General features: G+C 69.8%; 17 protein-coding genes and 1 pseudogene. 7 read left to right on the top strand and 11 right to left on the bottom strand.

Features of this window, described 5'->3' with window-relative positions; all coding sequences use genetic code 11:
* Positions 1-175: 175 nt before the first annotated feature.
* The 3 genes from Aco03nite_RS40905 to lpdA all read right to left on the bottom strand — a co-directional run bounded on the left by Aco03nite_RS40905 (position 176) and on the right by lpdA (position 2,740).
* Complete coding sequence (locus Aco03nite_RS40905; RefSeq protein ID WP_203806306.1) at positions 176-493, bottom strand: hypothetical protein; 318 nt, start codon at positions 491-493, stop codon at positions 176-178.
* Positions 494-533: 40 nt separating this feature from the next.
* Positions 534-1,172, bottom strand: a complete 639-nt coding sequence (locus Aco03nite_RS40900) for a TetR/AcrR family transcriptional regulator (RefSeq protein WP_203806303.1) — start codon at positions 1,170-1,172, stop codon at positions 534-536.
* 188 nt (positions 1,173-1,360) lie between these two features.
* Positions 1,361-2,740 carry a dihydrolipoyl dehydrogenase gene (gene lpdA / locus Aco03nite_RS40895; protein WP_203806301.1) on the bottom strand — a complete coding sequence of 460 codons (1,380 nt, stop codon included), beginning with the start codon at positions 2,738-2,740 and terminating at the stop codon, positions 1,361-1,363.
* Between the two features lie 126 nt (positions 2,741-2,866).
* On the opposite strand from lpdA, the gene Aco03nite_RS40890 reads away from it, so the two are divergent.
* The gene (locus tag Aco03nite_RS40890; RefSeq protein ID WP_203806299.1) at positions 2,867-3,340 is read left to right on the top strand and encodes an SgcJ/EcaC family oxidoreductase; all 474 of its coding nucleotides are present in this window, start codon (positions 2,867-2,869) and stop codon (positions 3,338-3,340) included.
* Here the strand turns inward: Aco03nite_RS40890 and Aco03nite_RS40885 are convergent.
* Together Aco03nite_RS40885 and Aco03nite_RS40880 are read right to left on the bottom strand one after the other, a co-directional pair.
* A complete protein-coding gene (locus Aco03nite_RS40885) occupies positions 3,323-4,642 on the bottom strand; it encodes a sensor histidine kinase (protein ID WP_203806297.1) in 1,320 nt (439 codons plus the stop codon). The genes Aco03nite_RS40890 and Aco03nite_RS40885 overlap by 18 nt on opposite strands.
* Positions 4,639-5,295, bottom strand: coding sequence for a response regulator transcription factor (locus Aco03nite_RS40880; protein WP_203806295.1), 657 nt, complete (start codon positions 5,293-5,295; stop codon positions 4,639-4,641). Before Aco03nite_RS40880 ends, Aco03nite_RS40885 begins: the two co-directional genes overlap by 4 nt.
* 209 nt (positions 5,296-5,504) lie before the next feature.
* Between Aco03nite_RS40880 and Aco03nite_RS40875 the strand changes: the two genes are divergently transcribed.
* Entirely contained in the window at positions 5,505-5,999 is a 495-nt protein-coding gene (locus tag Aco03nite_RS40875) for a hypothetical protein (RefSeq protein ID WP_203806293.1), read from the top strand.
* A gap of 3 nt (positions 6,000-6,002) precedes the next feature.
* On the opposite strand, the gene Aco03nite_RS40870 is transcribed toward Aco03nite_RS40875, so the two are convergent.
* Positions 6,003-6,509 carry a MarR family winged helix-turn-helix transcriptional regulator gene (locus Aco03nite_RS40870; protein ID WP_239145862.1) on the bottom strand — a complete coding sequence of 169 codons (507 nt, stop codon included), beginning with the start codon at positions 6,507-6,509 and terminating at the stop codon, positions 6,003-6,005.
* 88 nt (positions 6,510-6,597) lie between these two features.
* Between Aco03nite_RS40870 and Aco03nite_RS40865 the strand changes: the two genes are divergently transcribed.
* Entirely contained in the window at positions 6,598-7,221 is a 624-nt protein-coding gene (locus Aco03nite_RS40865; protein WP_203806289.1) for an FMN-dependent NADH-azoreductase, read from the top strand.
* 59 nt (positions 7,222-7,280) lie between these two features.
* Complete coding sequence (locus Aco03nite_RS40860) at positions 7,281-7,781, top strand: P-loop nucleotide/nucleoside kinase family protein (RefSeq protein ID WP_203806286.1); 501 nt, start codon at positions 7,281-7,283, stop codon at positions 7,779-7,781.
* Between the two features lie 11 nt (positions 7,782-7,792).
* Here Aco03nite_RS40860 and Aco03nite_RS40855 read toward each other — a convergent pair whose 3' ends face one another.
* From Aco03nite_RS40855 to Aco03nite_RS40840, 4 genes are all read right to left on the bottom strand, one after another.
* On the bottom strand, positions 7,793-9,142 hold the full coding sequence (locus Aco03nite_RS40855) for a flavin monoamine oxidase family protein (RefSeq protein WP_239145861.1): 1,350 nt from the start codon (positions 9,140-9,142) through the stop codon (positions 7,793-7,795).
* The gene (locus Aco03nite_RS40850) at positions 9,139-10,152 is read right to left on the bottom strand and encodes an agmatine deiminase family protein (RefSeq protein WP_203806284.1); all 1,014 of its coding nucleotides are present in this window, start codon (positions 10,150-10,152) and stop codon (positions 9,139-9,141) included. Before Aco03nite_RS40850 ends, Aco03nite_RS40855 begins: the two co-directional genes overlap by 4 nt.
* A gap of 26 nt (positions 10,153-10,178) precedes the next feature.
* Positions 10,179-11,093 (bottom strand): nitrilase-related carbon-nitrogen hydrolase, encoded by a 915-nt coding sequence (locus Aco03nite_RS40845; RefSeq protein ID WP_203806282.1) that lies wholly within the window; start codon positions 11,091-11,093, stop codon positions 10,179-10,181.
* Positions 11,094-11,288: 195 nt separating this feature from the next.
* Entirely contained in the window at positions 11,289-11,456 is a 168-nt protein-coding gene (locus tag Aco03nite_RS40840) for a hypothetical protein (RefSeq protein ID WP_239145860.1), read from the bottom strand.
* Between the two features lie 187 nt (positions 11,457-11,643).
* Between Aco03nite_RS40840 and Aco03nite_RS54875 the strand changes: the two are divergent.
* The 3 genes and pseudogenes from Aco03nite_RS54875 to Aco03nite_RS40825 form a co-directional block, all read left to right on the top strand.
* A pseudogene (locus tag Aco03nite_RS54875) lies at positions 11,644-11,745 on the top strand (TetR/AcrR family transcriptional regulator); the annotation flags it as partial.
* Positions 11,746-12,011: 266 nt separating this feature from the next.
* On the top strand, positions 12,012-12,482 hold the full coding sequence (locus Aco03nite_RS40830) for a GNAT family N-acetyltransferase (RefSeq protein ID WP_203806276.1): 471 nt from the start codon (positions 12,012-12,014) through the stop codon (positions 12,480-12,482).
* Between the two features lie 39 nt (positions 12,483-12,521).
* Complete coding sequence (locus Aco03nite_RS40825) at positions 12,522-13,184, top strand: SMI1/KNR4 family protein (protein WP_203806274.1); 663 nt, start codon at positions 12,522-12,524, stop codon at positions 13,182-13,184.
* Here the strand turns inward: Aco03nite_RS40825 and Aco03nite_RS40820 are convergent.
* Positions 13,156-14,019, bottom strand: a complete 864-nt coding sequence (locus tag Aco03nite_RS40820) for a dihydrodipicolinate synthase family protein (protein WP_203806272.1) — start codon at positions 14,017-14,019, stop codon at positions 13,156-13,158. The two genes, Aco03nite_RS40825 and Aco03nite_RS40820, sit on opposite strands and share 29 nt — an antisense overlap.
* Positions 14,020-14,034: the final 15 nt, after the last annotated feature.

The raw sequence follows: 14,034 nt of genomic DNA, 5'->3' as shown, positions 1-14,034 counted from the left end.
GCCTCGTCACGCGAGGTGGGCCCGGGCCCGGGCCGACTCGCGACCGCCGGGCCGGATGCGGTGGTCACCGCCACCACCCGCCGTGGCCCCGGCCGCCGCACGGAAACGGCAAGCCGCGATCTCACCTTCACGTGCGGTGCCGACACCGTAGCCAGTGCCGGCGTGAGAACGCCGGCTAGCTGCCCACGGGTAGCCAGGTGCCGTTCGGGGTGCGTACTTCCAGCAAATTGCCCGAATTTTTCCGGATATCTGGGCATCCGTCGGTGACGGCTTGCCAGCCCCTGACCGGGTCGTGGACGGCATGCTGGCGGCAGTGTGTCTCGTCCACGAAACCCCAGGCCATCAGGACCTCGCGGCCCTCGTAGGAGTACCGGCCGACGCTGGCGATGCGGTCGCCGTCCGGGCGGCGGAAGAATTCGGCACGCAGGCCGGGCACCACGGTTCCCTCGAAGTCCGCGTCCAGGGCGGTTCGGTGCGGGACATATGCCGTCAAATCAGGAAGTGTCACGAGGGGTTGGTCGTCACCGCGGACCCTATGGTTCCCGCACTTTCAGGTGACTCTTGACCTTGGCCCGCAGCGCCCGCCGCGCGATCGGGCCCAGCTCGTCAACCACCTCGACCAGCACCGCGAGCTGATCCAGAGCGGCCAGCGCCTGCCGGGCGCCCTCCCGGTCGACACCCTCGAAGAGCTCCAGCCCGACGAACGCCGCGGACACCGCCCGGGCCAGCCCCGGGATGTCGGCCACCTCGGCGACCGGCGACCCGCTGAGCAGCCGGCGCAGCACCATCTCGATCTCGTCGGTCCACAGCTGCAGGGCGGCCGCGGTGGGCTCGGCGAGCCGCTCCCCCGTCTGTGCCGCGGCCAGCATCTGCGCCAGCACCGAGACGTTGCCCTCGGACAGCTCCGAGGCGTGCAGGTCGAGCCCGACCTGGAGCAGCTCCCGCAGCGAGCCGACCGCCGCGAACCGGTCCGCGTAGAGGGTGACCCGCTCCCGCGTCGCCGCCAGGCAGGCCGCGCCGAGCAGCTCGTCCACGCTCTTGTAGTGGTAGAACACCAGCGCCTGGTTGACACCGGCGGCGGCCCCGATGGTGCGGGCCGAGACCCCGGTGACGCCGTGCTCCCGCAGCGCGGTCAGTGCCCCGTCGAGAAGGCGCTGTTTGGTGTCAGCCATGCCGCGCCGGGCCTGCCGTGTCGCATGATCCGCTCACAAGCTCGCTCATCGACGCTCATTCTGCCGCAGGTGCCCGGGGCGTCGATGATGAGGTGTCGCCTCGACCCCACCATCGACCTCCCCCGTTTGAGCAAACGCTCAATCAGCCCCAGCATAGCGACGATTGAGCAGTCGCTCAAGGCGGCCACTCAGAAGTTGATCATGTGGCCGGACAGCCCGTGGATCGCCTCCTTCACCGCCTCGCCCAGCGTCGGGTGCGCGTGCACGTTACGGGCGATCTCGGTCACCGTCAGATCCCACTGCTGCGCCAGGGTCAGCTCCGGCAGCAGCTCGGTCACGTCCGGGCCGATCAGGTGCGCGCCCAGCAGCTCCCCGTGCTTCGCGTCGCTCAAGATCTTGACGAAGCCGGTGGCGTCACCGAGCCCGTGCGCCTTCCCGTTCGCGGTGAAGGGGAACTTCGCGACCCGAACGTCGTACCCCCGCTCCCGGGCCTGCTCCTCGGTGTAACCGAAGCTGGCGATCTGCGGCTGGCAGTAGGTGGCCCGCGGGATCATCGCGAAGTCCAGCGTCATCGTCTCGGCGCCGGCGATCGTCTCCGCCGCGATCACGCCCATCGCCTCGGCGGCGTGCGCCAGCATCAGCTTCGCGGTCACGTCACCGATGGCGAAGATGTGCCCGACGCTGGTACGACCGTGATCGTCGACGTCGATCGCCCCACGCTCGGTCAGCTTCACGCCGGTGGTCTCCAGGCCGTAACCCTCGACGTTCGGCGCGAACCCGATCGCCTGCAGCACCTTGTCGGCATCCAGGATCTTGGTGGTGCCGCCCTTGTTGACGGTGACCCGGACCTTGCCGCCGCGCTCGGTGATGCCCTCCACCCGGGTGCCGGTGAGCACGTCGATGCCGAGCTTCCGGTACTGTTTCTGGATCTCGGCGGAGACGTCCCGGTCCTCCAGCGGCAGCATCCGGTCGGCGAACTCGACGATTGTCACCTTCACGCCGTAGTTGTGCAGCACGTAGGCGAACTCGACCCCGATCGCCCCGGCGCCCGCGATCACCACGCTCTCCGGCAGGGTGTCGGCGAGGATCTGCTCCTCGTACGTCACCACCCGGTCCGACAGCGTGGTCCCCGGCAGCAGCCGCGGGGTGGCGCCGGCCGCGATGACACAGTGGTCGAAGGTGATCTCCTGCTTGCCGACCTTCAGGGTGTGCGGGCCGGTGAAGACCCCTCGCCCGTCGTACTCGGTGATCTTGTTCTTCTTCATCAGGAAGTGGACGCCTTTGACCCGCCCGTCGGCGACCTTGCGGCTGCGCTGGAACGCCGCACCGTAGTCGAACGTCACGTCGCCCCTGATCCCGAAGGTCTTGGCCTCACGGGTGAAGATGTGTGCCAGCTCGGCGTTCCTGAGCAGTGCCTTGGTAGGGATGCAGCCCACGTTGAGGCAGACGCCGCCCCAGTACCTCTCCTCCACGACGGCCACCTTGAGCCCGAGCTGGGCCCCACGGATGGCAGCCACGTATCCCCCGGGCCCGGCCCCGACCACCACAAGATCAAAATGTTCACCCATGGCCCGGACGATACCCACCGCCGGGAACCCGGCTTTACGTGATCCTTACGGTCCGCTGCCCGTCGGCTGACCGGCTGCTGTCGACGCTCTCGTCAGGCTGGAAGGGAGTCACGAAGGAGGCAGTTCATGGGTGTGCGAGTCAGTAAGCGGCTGATGGCCGTGGTGGGGGTCGGGGCCGTGGTGGGGGTGGCGACACCCTTCGCGGTCAGTGCGGCCGCGCCCGGGAAGAAGGCGTCCGAGGCGCAGATCCGGGAGCTCTTCGTCGAGTGGAACGCGTCGCTGGCCACCGGGGACTCCGGGAAGGTCGCGGATCGGTACGCCGCGGACGCCGTGCTGGTGCCGACAGTGTCCAATGAGGTCCGGGCCGACCGGGCGCGGATCGTGGACTACTTCGACCACTTCCTGGAGAACGACCCCACGGCCGTGATCACCGAGTCGCACGTCAGCGTGCTCGACGCCGATACCGCTGTGGACACCGGGACCTACCGGTTCACGCTGGGCGGGGACCGGACCGTGGACGCCCGCTACACGTTCGTCTACGAGCAGCGAGATGGTGCATGGCTGATCGTGAACCACCATTCCTCAGCCATGCCCGAGTAAAAACCGGAGCTCCACGATCAGGCCCGGGCCGTCGGGAGAGAGCAGGCGCACCGCGCCGCCGTCGTCCTCGACCAGCTGTTTCACGATGGCCAGGCCCAGGCCGGAGCCGCCGGGGCGGTCGCCGCCACGCCAGAACCGGTCGAAGGCCCGGTCGCGCAGGTCGGCGGGGATACCGGGGCCCTGGTCGCGGACCGTGACGGTCACCGCGGAGCCGGTCCGCCGGGCGGCCACCGTGATCTCGTCGCCGGCCGACGACACCTCCAGGGCGTTGGCCAGCAGATTGTCCAGGATCTGCTCGAGGTTCCCGCGGGTGATCAGGGCGGCCGGGCCGGAACCGGGCGGCCGGTGCAGGCGCACCCCCTTCTCGTCGGCGGCGGCCCGCCACACGTCGAGGCGTTCATCGATCACGTCCGAGGTGCGGATCGCCTCCGGCGCGGAGACGTGGCCCTCGGCGCGGGCCAGTGCGAGCAGCCCGTTGACCAGGCGGCTCATCCGGACCACCTCGGCGGCGGCCAGGTCCACGTCGTCGCGTAGGGCCGGGTCGTCGGCCTCGTCGGCGATGTTGTCCAGCGAGAGCCGGAGCGCGGTCAGCGGGGTGCGCAGCTGGTGGGAGGCGTCGGCGATGAACGTGCGCTGCGAACCGACCAGCCCGTCGATGGTTCCGGCGGCGGTGTTCAGGGTGCGCGCCAGGGTTCGTACCTCAACCGGCCCGGTCTCCTCGACGCGAACCGTGAGATCACCGTCGCGCAGCCGCCCGGCCATCCGGGTCAGCGCGCGCAGCGGGCTGGTCACCCGCCGGGCCAGCAGCAACCCGAGCAGGGCGGCGGCGATCAGCACGGCGACGGCCAGCCCGGCCCGGAAGCCCCAGATCTGCCACTGCCGCTGTTCCATCGGCGCCGACGGGTACGTCACCCGGACCGCACCGGCGATCGTCCCGTCGTCGGCGCGGGCCGGCACCACCACCATCAGGCCGTCCGCGCCGAGCACCGGCTGATGCCCCCAGGAGACCACCCGCTCCCCGGCGAGGGCCCGATCGAAATCGGACGGGCCGTCGGTGCCGAAGACCACGTCGAGACGGCCGGGAGTCTGCCTCTGGTACGCCTCGGTCAGGCTCGCCAGCGCCTGCCGGGACGGCGCGTCCCCGACCGCGACCAGCAGCGCCGCGGTGTCCGCCTCGCGGGTGGCCGCGCTGACCGCGTCCTCGTGCAACTGGTCGGTGAGCAGCCAGGCGACCGGCACGGTGAACGCCGCGATGGCGATCGCGACCAGCACCACGTAGCTGACCACCAGCTGCCGGATCATGCGGCGGCCACCAGCCGGAAACCGACGCCACGCACCGTCTCCACGGTGATCACCTCGCCGAGTTTGCGGCGCAGCGCCCCGACGTGCACGTCCAGGGTCTTGGTCGGCCCGAACCAGTTGGTGTCCCAGACCGCCTCCATGATCTCCTCACGGGTGAAGAGGCGGCCGGGTTCGGTGCTCAGGTAGGCGAGCAGCTCGTACTCGCGCGGGGCCAGGGTGACCTCGGCGCCGTCGACCAGCACCCGGCGGGCCCGCAGGTCGATGGTGAGCCGCCCGGACAGCACCGGATCACCACCGGCGGACGGGGCGGTACGGCGCAGCACGGCCCGGATCCGGGCGACGACCTCGCGGATGCCGAACGGTTTGGAGACGTAGTCGTCGGCGCCCAGCTCCAGACCGACCACCCGGTCGATCTCCTCGGCCCGGGCGCTGATCACGATGATCGGGACGGAGCCGCGGGCCCGCAACTCCCGGCAGACGTCGAGGCCGTCGGTGTCCGGCAAGCCCAGGTCCAGCAGCACCAGGTCGCACGGGCCGGCGTCGAGCGCGGACCGGCCGTCGGTCACCCACTCGACCTCGAAGCCGTACCGGCCGAGCCCGCGACGGAGCGACTCCGCCACCGGATGGTCATCCTCCACCAGAAGCACACGCACCGGGGAAGAGTAGCCGCGATCAATGACGATTCCCCTGGTCGTGGGCTTCCCCACGGCCAGGCGGATCACCCGGCGCGAACGAGTGATCACCGAGCGCCGACAAATCCCGCCGCGAGCGTCAGGGGAAGGACAAGGGACGGTAAAGGAACGTTTCCTTCGTTGATCTCCTTCGGGCGAGCGCTCCGGCGAAACCTGAAAGGACAGCACGGATGACTTCGCGTCTGATATCGACCCTCACACTGGTGGCCACGATTCCGATGGGATCCCCGGCACAGGCCGCCGACCCGGTCACCGCCTCGATCGAACAGAAGATCGTCACATATCTCACCGGAATCGTCTTCACTTCCCAGGTGACGACCCAGCAGGAAACGCCGCTGGCCCGTAGCGGCAGCGAACGACAGGTGAGCGGAACCATCGGAGTGCCGACCCTGGTCGGGGCCAGATTCGGCGACGTCTACCAGGGGACGATCGAGTTCGATTTCCTGGCCACATACTCAGCTACGAGCTACTCCGGCGAATCCGGGAACCACACCGATCAGAAGTCTCCCCACGGCCGGATCCGGACCGGGATCCTGGTGCGAGTCGGAAAGGAACGGAGCACGACACTCACCGCATTCACCTTCCTGTCGTCCGATCCGTCGACAGATCACGACTCCACCCGGCTGTGCGCCGACGCCATCCGGGACAGGCTGAAACGGATCTGATCGTCAACTGCCGGACTGCGGCCCCAAGCATGAGCGCATGTGCGGGGCCGCGGCCATCAGGAGCTGACGGCCGATCACGGTGAGCTGATCGACCTGCTCCGGGGTGAGCACGTCGAAGACCAGGCGGCGGGCCTCGCGGACGTGCGGCGGCGCCGCGTCGACGATCGCGTCCCAGCCGGCGTCGGTGAGGGCGGCCCACACGCAGCGGGCCTCGGTGGCGGTCTCGACACTGCGGCGTTCGACCCAGCCGTGTTTCTCCAGCCGGGCCACGGCGTGCGACAGACGCGACGGCGAGCCGGCGGCCAGGTGCGCGAGCTGCCCCATCCGGACGGCCCGACCCGGAGCCTCGGACAGCGAGGACAGGATCGCGTACTCGAAGAAGTTGATCCCGGAGTCGCGCTTGAGCTGGGCGTCGATGGCCGGGGGCAGGGTGGTGAGCACGGAGATGAGCGCTCGCCAGGCGGGTTCTTCGGCGGCGGAGAGCCAGGGGACGGATGTGCTGTCGCTCACGGATGGAAAGACTACTGGATTCCCTACTTGAATGTTCAACACCAGACGTGGCAGTCTCGTGTTGAACATTCAAAACGAAGGGATCCCCATGGCCATCCTGCGTATCGACGCGAGCATCCTCGGCCCCAACTCCGCGAGCACCGAACTCGCCGACCTGGTGGAGAAGGAGCTCGGCGGCGCGGAGATCAAGCGCCGCCACCTCGGCGCCGACCCGCTGCCCGCGGACGCCTGGGCCACCGCCATCCAGGCCGCCTACGTCCCCGTCGACCAGCGCAGTGACGCCCACAACAGCGCGGTCGCGCTGGCCACCGAGCTGGCCGACGAGCTGCGCGCCGCCGACGCGGTGATCCTCGCCCTCCCGTTCTACAACTACGGCGTCTCCCAGCACGCCAAGACCTGGATGGACCTGGCCATCGCCGGTGGCGAGAGCGGCGAGAAGCTCCTCGAGGGCAAGCCGGCCGTCGTCCTCACCACCCGTGGCGGCGCGTACGGCCCGGGCACCCCGCGTGAGGGCTGGGACCACAACACCGACTTCCTGCGCCGCATCGTCGCCGACATCTGGGGCGCCGACCTCACCCTGATCGAGCGCGAGTTCACCCTGGTCGGGGTCAACCCGGCGCTGGACTCGTTCAAGGACCTCGCGGCCGAGATGCGCCAGTCGGCCCACGAGGCGTGTGCCGTCGCCGGGCGTACGCTGGCGACCCGCTCCTGATCTTGATCTGGTGAACGCGCCGGGCCCCCACGGGGCCCGGCGCGTTCTACCATGCCGGGATGGCCAGGCTCATCCTGCTGAACGGGCCCGCGGCGTGCGGCAAGTCGGCGATCGCCCGGATGTTCGCCGAGCGGCATCCGCTCGCCCTGACGCTGGACGTCGACCGGATCCGTGACCTGATCGGCGGCTGGCGCGAGCAGCCCGGGCCGGCCGGGCTGCTCGCCCGCGACATCGCGCTCGCCGCCGCCAGGACACATCTGCTCAGCGGGTACGACGTGGTGATCCCGCAACTGCTGGCCCGTCCCGCGTTCATCGAGCAGGCCGAGGCGCTCGCCGCCGAACTGGGATGCACGTTCCACGAGGTGGTCCTGACCGACACCCGCGAGAACGCCCTCCGCCGCTGCGCCGACCGCGACGGTGCGGCCCCGGCCGAGATCGGCGAACTCTACGACCGGCTGATCGCCCTGTTACCGACCCGCCCGAACGCCCGCCTCGTCGCCAGTCACGAGGGCGAGATCGAACGGACCTACCAGGATTTCCGGTACGCCCTGCGGCCCTGAACCGCCGTTTGTCACGCGTACCGCCGGAAGATCGCCTCTCCCATTCGGATCGCTCCGTCGACGTGCTGGAAACCGAGCCCGGCGATGTCGCTGCTGGCGAACGAGAGCGGGCCCACCTCCTGGCGCAGGTGGCTGCCGTACCGGGTCAGCGAGCCGATGTCGAAGCTGGTCCCGAAGGCGCCGACCGTCCATTCGTCGGCCATCCACGGGCTCTCGTAATACCCGACCGGGTTCAGTGCCTCCGGGCCGTAATAGGCGGCAAGCGATTCCAGCACCGCCTGTTTGCGGGCCTCCGGGGACAGGGCCAGGATGCCGTCGGCCTTCACGTCGGAGACGAAACCGACGAGGGTGCCGCGGGTTTCGCCGTCGATGTCCTCGTTGGTGTTGTCGTACGCCTCGTGCACCAGCGCGTACGGGCTGAACGCGGTTCCGGACAGTCCGTTCGTACGCCAGAAAGGGGTGTCGTAGGTGATGTGCAGTTTCACCACGAGCCCGAACGAGATGTGCTGGCGCATCTGGGCCTGCACCGGCGGCAGTGCCGGAATGTACTGCACCCGGTTGACGAGCGTCGGCGGGACGGCCATCAGGATCCGGCGGCCGGAATAGCTGCCCCGGCCGGTGAAAACGGTGCCGCCGTCGGCATCCCATTCGATTGTGGTGACCGCCTCGGACAGGTGCACGGTGCCCTCGGGGAGCCGGGCGGCGAGCGCCAGCGGCACCCGCTGCAGTCCGCCGACGACCCGCCGGTCCAGGATGAAATCGGCGTCGACCAGGTTGCTGAACCCGCCCGCCGACGCCGCCATCAGCACCGCCGACAGCGCCGAGAACGAGTGTGCCGGCTTGGTCAGCATCGCCGGGCCGATGTAGAGGCCGATGTTGTCGCGGGCCTCGGCGTCGTCGGTCTGCGCGGCGAGCCAGGTCGCGAACGAGATCCGGTCCAGTTCGTCGGCGTCCGGGTGCTCCCACGGGGCGAGCGGGTCCATCGCGGCAGCGAGGCGGTCGAGTTCCTTGGTGAGGCGTTCCATCTCGGCCTCGGTGGTCGCCGGCACCGGGAACTGCTCGCCCTCGAACGTGCGCCGCACCCCGTCGGCGCCGATGTAGACCGACTCGCCGGCGCGGTAGCGGGAGTACATCTCCAGGCCGAGTTCGTCGATCAGCGCCAGCAGGGCGGTCTGGTCCGGGGAGACCCACTGGCCGCCGACCTCCAGGCGGACGCCCTCGATGTCCTCGGTGAGCAGCCGGCCGCCGACCCGGTCGCGGGCCTCCAGGACGAGCACGCTCTTACCGGCGGCGTGCAGGCGGTTGGCGACGGTCAGCCCGGTGACACCGGCACCGACCACCACGACGTCGAAATCGGTCACGGTCTTCCTCCTGATACTGCGGGTTCCTGCTGGGTGACGCGGGGTTCCTGCTGGGTGATGCAGTGGATGCCGCCGCCGAGGGCGAAGATCGCACGGGCGTCGATGCCGATCACCCGGCGGCCGGGGTAGGCGGCGGCCAGGATGTCGAGTGCCGCGGCGTCCCGGGGATCGTCGAACGTGCCGGCGACGACACCGGCGTTGCAGACTAGGTGGTTCACGTACGAATGATCAACTGGGCCGAAGTCGTCGGTGAGGTTCTCCGGCGCCGGGAGGTCGATCAGTTCCCAGGTTCGCGGAAATGTCGCCTTCATCGCCTCGATCACGGAGAAATCCGGGTGCCGCGGGTCGGGCTGCGCGTGGATCAGCACCCTCCCCGGGGCGATCATCGTCGCCACGATGTCGACATGACCGCGCGTCCCGAACTCCTCATAATCACGGGTCAGTCCACGGGGCAGCCACACCACCTCGTGCACACCCAGGGTCCGCCGCAGCTCGGCCTCCACATCGCTGCGGGACCACCCCGGGTTACGCCCCGGATCCAACTGAACGGTTTCGGTCACCAGCACGGTCCCGTGCCCGTCGACGTGGATCCCGCCGCCCTCGTTGACCAGCGCCGAGCCGACGAGCGTGGCGCCCGCCCACTCCGCGACCTGCCGGGCGACTTCCGCGTCCTTGTCCCAGGTGGCCCAGCTCTGCCCGCCCCAGCCGTTGAACACCCAGTCCACCGCGCCGAGCCCGGCCGGGCCGACGACGAACGTGGGCCCGATGTCGCGCATCCAGGCGTCGTCCAGCGGCGTCTCGAAGTACTCGACGGCGCCACCGAGCCAGCGCCGGGCGTCGGCGACCGCGGACGGGTCGACGACCAGCCGGACCGGCTCGAACTCGGCGACCGCGAGGGCCACCGACGCCCACGCCTCGCGGGCGGTGTCGCCGTCGGTGTAACCGGAGGACGGCCAGGCCATCCAGGTACAGGTGTGCGGCTCGGTCTCGGCCGGCATCCGCCACGTCATATCAGGCCACCGCAGGTGCCGGCGCGTCATGTCAGGCCGCCGTAGGTGTCCGGGCGGCGCGTGCGCAGGAACGGGAACAGCTCCAGCCAGTCTCTGCCCTGGTTCAGATCGAGGTCCGCGACCAGGACCGCCTCCTCGTCGCGGGGCGCGCGGGCGAGGATCCGGCCGTACGGGTCGACGATGAACGACGAGCCGTAGAAGCTGATCCGGCCCTCGTCGCCGGTGCGGTTCGGGACGACGATGAAGAGACCGTTGGCGATCGCGTGCCCGACGATGACCTGCTGCCACAGCGGCTGGGTGTCGAAGTCGGGGTGGTCCGGTTCGGAGCCGATCGCGGTCGGATAGGCGAGGACGTCGGCGCCGGCCAGGGCGTAGCAGCGGGCGACCTCGGGGAACCATTCGTCCCAGCAGGTCGGCAGCCCGATCCCGACATCTCCGAATCGGTGCACGGGATAGGCGTCGTCTGCCGGGCCGGGACGAAAATAGTGGTCCTCGACGTATCCCTCGGTTACCGGAATATGCGTCTTCCGAGTCTTCCCCACCAGATTTCCGGACTTGTCCATCAATATCGCGGTGTTGTACCCGAGCCCGTCCCCGAGATCCACTCGCTCGTACAACGAAGCGTGCACCGCGACCCCGAACTCCCGGGCCGCGGCCGCCGCGAACGCCAGCGTCGGCCCATCAGCCAGATCCTCGGCCTGCTCGACCGGCTTCCCGGCCGGCAACGCGAACGCCGGGTACCGCGACAGCGTCAGCTCCGGCAGGAACACCACCGAAGCCCCCGCCCCAGCAGCCGCCCCGATGCCCGCGAACAGGACTTCCCGCAGCTCAGCAGCATCCTCCCGCCACCGATGCTGCACCAGCCCCACCGTCAGCGACGCCCGAACCGGCGCGCCGACACGCGCCGGCGACGAATACCCCGCTCCCCGGATCAGCTCCATCCCAGCAATATTGGTAGCCACCACCGCATTGGGCAAGGGATTCCGTTGCAAATCCCTGTTAAATCCAATCTTTCCACACTTTTGTACGCTCCACCGAAACGGTCCCGCATCGACCACGCGAGGCGGTCCCCTCTCGGGACCGACCCGCGACCGCCGGGCCGGACGCGGTGGTCCCGCGAACCCCGTTTCCGGCAGTCACTCCCCCAGATGGACCTCGACGTCGTAGAGCAGCCGCACCGGCTCCCCGTTGCTGACCCCGACAAAAACCGGCTCCCCGGCCGGGGTCCGCCCGTGCCGCCAGACCTCGGCCCGCGCCGCCTCGACCGACTCCCGGTGCACCCGCCCCGCCAGGTGCAGGGCCATCACGCGGCGGGCGGCCGCATGATCACTGTCCAGTTGAATCTCGACGGCGCTGTACTGGCACGTACGTACCAGGGACGATGTTCTGGATCTGGCCGTCGACGAGGTCTTCGGTGAGGTGGCGATCCCGGCGGTGAGTGCCGCCTGGCGCTCCGACGTGGTGGCGCTGCTGCTCGGGTGGCGGGCCGCGATGCTCGCCCACCCGTGGGTGCCCGCCCTGATCGGCCGGCCGATGCTGGGGCCGAACGTTCTCGCACGCACCGAGTTCCTGCAGTCCTGCCTGGTCCGGGGCGGATTCACCGGCGAGCGGCTGGCGGTGACGACCCGGCTGCTGGCCAACTACGTGATCGGCGGCCGTCACCGAGACCGCCTGGCGGGACGTCCCGACGGCCTCGGCCCGCGACCACGTCACCGCGGACCAGGGCGCCTATCCGACGCTGGTCGAATCCGGTCATCTGGATACCGGGCGGTGGTCCGAGGACACCCTGTTCGCGCGGGGTCTGGACGTCATCCTGGGCCGGTGAACGGCCGGCAACCGGGACGTGTCAGCATGTCGGCGTGTCAAGCGTTGTCGACGGCCGTCTGCGGGCCGCCACCCCCGAGGACTGCGGTGAGCTGGTCCAGCTCTGGGCCCTGCTGTTCGGCGAGGCGGTCACCGCCACCCGGGAGCCGTGGCGGCACCACGCGGCCGGCTGGTTCACCCGCCTCGTCGACGACGCCGACAACGCCCGCTTCCCGGTGATCGAGGTCGGTGGCACGATCGTGGCCACCGCCATCGGCACCCTGGAGGTCGGTGTGCCGAACCCGCACTGCGTGAAGGGCCGCACCGTCCGCCTGATGAACGTGATCACCGTGCCCTGCCACCGCGGCAACGGCTTCGCCACCACCATCATCCTGGACGTGCTGAACTGGGCCCGCTCCATAGCCGCCGACCGCGTCGACCTGAGCGCCACCCGCGACGCCCGGCCCCTCTACACAAAACTGGGCTTCACCATGACGTCGGCGCCGCGGATGAAACTTGTACTCTGACGGCTTCCACCGTCTGCTCACCCATGACAAGAAGTTCCCGTGGACGACCGGATCACCAGGATCCAGACCAAACTCACAACCCTGCCCGAAACCCTCGGACCACCACTGACCGAGCACCAGGTCACCGCCTTCGAGGACCGCTGCGGCATCCGGTTGCCCGAGGAGTTCCGCCGGTTCACGAGTCGCCGCTTCTGCTCGATCACGCTGATCGTCGACACGGATTTCCTGGCCTGGTACGAGCGGTGGCTCGACTTCGTCCTGACCGGGCACCGTGATCTGACCTGGTTCACCGATCAGATGGCCGGGGACGAGACGGAACTGGTGACCACCCTGGCCACCGATCCCGATGTGGCACGCCGGCGGGCGGCTGCCTGCACGTTCATCACGTATCCCACTGGGGGCCGGTCGCTTCCGGGCACGCTCGCCGAGGTGTATCCGGCGGAACCGAACGCCGTCGTCCGTGGGGCGATCCTGCGCGCGCTGGGCGCACAGGGTGACGCCGGACGGGATCTCCTGCCGGTGGCGCTCGCCGACCGGGATCCGGAACTCCGGTCACTCGCCGCGATCCTGATGACCCACCACCACCGCGACGGACGATCGCTGAGCCCGCACTTGCGCGAGGTCCTCACCGATCACCTGGCCACGGAACAGGATCCGTCGGTCCGCGGCACCATCACCGGGTTCCTCGGGCAGAGCCGCTGAGCGTCAGGCGGTCCAGGGCGTGACGGATCGAGGCCGGGGCCGCGGGGAGCAGGGGTAGGCGTACCGACGTGGTCGGAATGTGCTCTTGATCGTGCAGTGTCCCCTTGATCACTGTGGGGTTGGGCTCGGCGAACAGGGACCGGGACAGGGCGGTGAGGCGGTTGCCGAGTGTGCGTGCGCGCTCGATGTCGCCGTCTCGCCAGGCGGTGTGCAGATCCACGAAGGACCTGGCGTCCACGTTTGCCGAGGCCGCTATGCCGCCGTGTGCGCCGATCGCCAGCAGTGGGGACAGGACCGCGTCGTCGCCGCCGAGCAGGGCGAAACCGTCCGGCATGCCGGCAACCAGGGCGGCCGTCGTCTCGTCGATCGCGCCGGCCGAGTACTTCATGCCGATCACGCCGGGGATCGCGGCCAGACGCAGCAGCGTCTGCGCCGACAATTGCTGACCGGTCCGGTACGGGACGTGGTAGATCACCACCGGCATCGTCGCGGCCACCGTCTCGAAGTGGGCGATCACGCCTGCCTCGCCCGGGCGTACAAAAGCCGGGACCGTGACGAGGGCGGCCGTGACCTCCGGGCGGGCCACGAGATCCGGCCGGGCGCCGACCAGCAGCGTCGTGCCGCGCTCCCGGCTGACCGCCGCGGTCACCTCGACCACCGCCTCCTGCTCGGCGGCGGTCAGCGAACCCGGCTCACCGGTGGTGCCGAGCGCGACGAGCCCGGCCGCGCCCTCGTCGAGAACCCGGTGGGCCAGGCGTTCCAGGGCGCCGAGCGCCACCGTGCCGTCGGTGTCGAAAGGCGTGATCAGCGGTACCAGGATCCCGTTCAGTGTCATGACCATCAGCCTGGT

Origin of the sequence: Actinoplanes couchii (genome assembly GCF_016862075.1) — a bacterium.
Lineage (GTDB): Bacteria > Actinomycetota > Actinomycetes > Mycobacteriales > Micromonosporaceae > Actinoplanes > Actinoplanes couchii.
This window is presented reverse-complemented; position numbering and strand designations above follow the sequence as displayed.

What these genes read in the sequence shown, in the direction of transcription:
- Aco03nite_RS40845 (WP_203806282.1), bottom strand. Translation starts at nt 11,093, where the DNA reads ATGGAGCTGATCCGGGGAGCGGGGTATTCGTCGCCGGCGCGTGTCGGC.
- lpdA (WP_203806301.1), bottom strand. Translation starts at nt 2,740, where the DNA reads ATGGGTGAACATTTTGATCTTGTGGTGGTCGGGGCCGGGCCCGGGGGA.
- Aco03nite_RS40820 (WP_203806272.1), bottom strand. Translation starts at nt 14,019, where the DNA reads ATGACACTGAACGGGATCCTGGTACCGCTGATCACGCCTTTCGACACC.
- Aco03nite_RS40840 (WP_239145860.1), bottom strand. Translation starts at nt 11,456, where the DNA reads ATGGCCCTGCACCTGGCGGGGCGGGTGCACCGGGAGTCGGTCGAGGCG.
- Aco03nite_RS40865 (WP_203806289.1), top strand. Translation starts at nt 6,598, where the DNA reads ATGGCCATCCTGCGTATCGACGCGAGCATCCTCGGCCCCAACTCCGCG.
- Aco03nite_RS40900 (WP_203806303.1), bottom strand. Translation starts at nt 1,172, where the DNA reads ATGGCTGACACCAAACAGCGCCTTCTCGACGGGGCACTGACCGCGCTG.
- Aco03nite_RS40860 (WP_203806286.1), top strand. Translation starts at nt 7,281, where the DNA reads ATGGCCAGGCTCATCCTGCTGAACGGGCCCGCGGCGTGCGGCAAGTCG.
- Aco03nite_RS40890 (WP_203806299.1), top strand. Translation starts at nt 2,867, where the DNA reads ATGGGTGTGCGAGTCAGTAAGCGGCTGATGGCCGTGGTGGGGGTCGGG.
- Aco03nite_RS40850 (WP_203806284.1), bottom strand. Translation starts at nt 10,152, where the DNA reads ATGACGTGGCGGATGCCGGCCGAGACCGAGCCGCACACCTGTACCTGG.
- Aco03nite_RS40875 (WP_203806293.1), top strand. Translation starts at nt 5,505, where the DNA reads ATGACTTCGCGTCTGATATCGACCCTCACACTGGTGGCCACGATTCCG.
- Aco03nite_RS40885 (WP_203806297.1), bottom strand. Translation starts at nt 4,642, where the DNA reads ATGATCCGGCAGCTGGTGGTCAGCTACGTGGTGCTGGTCGCGATCGCC.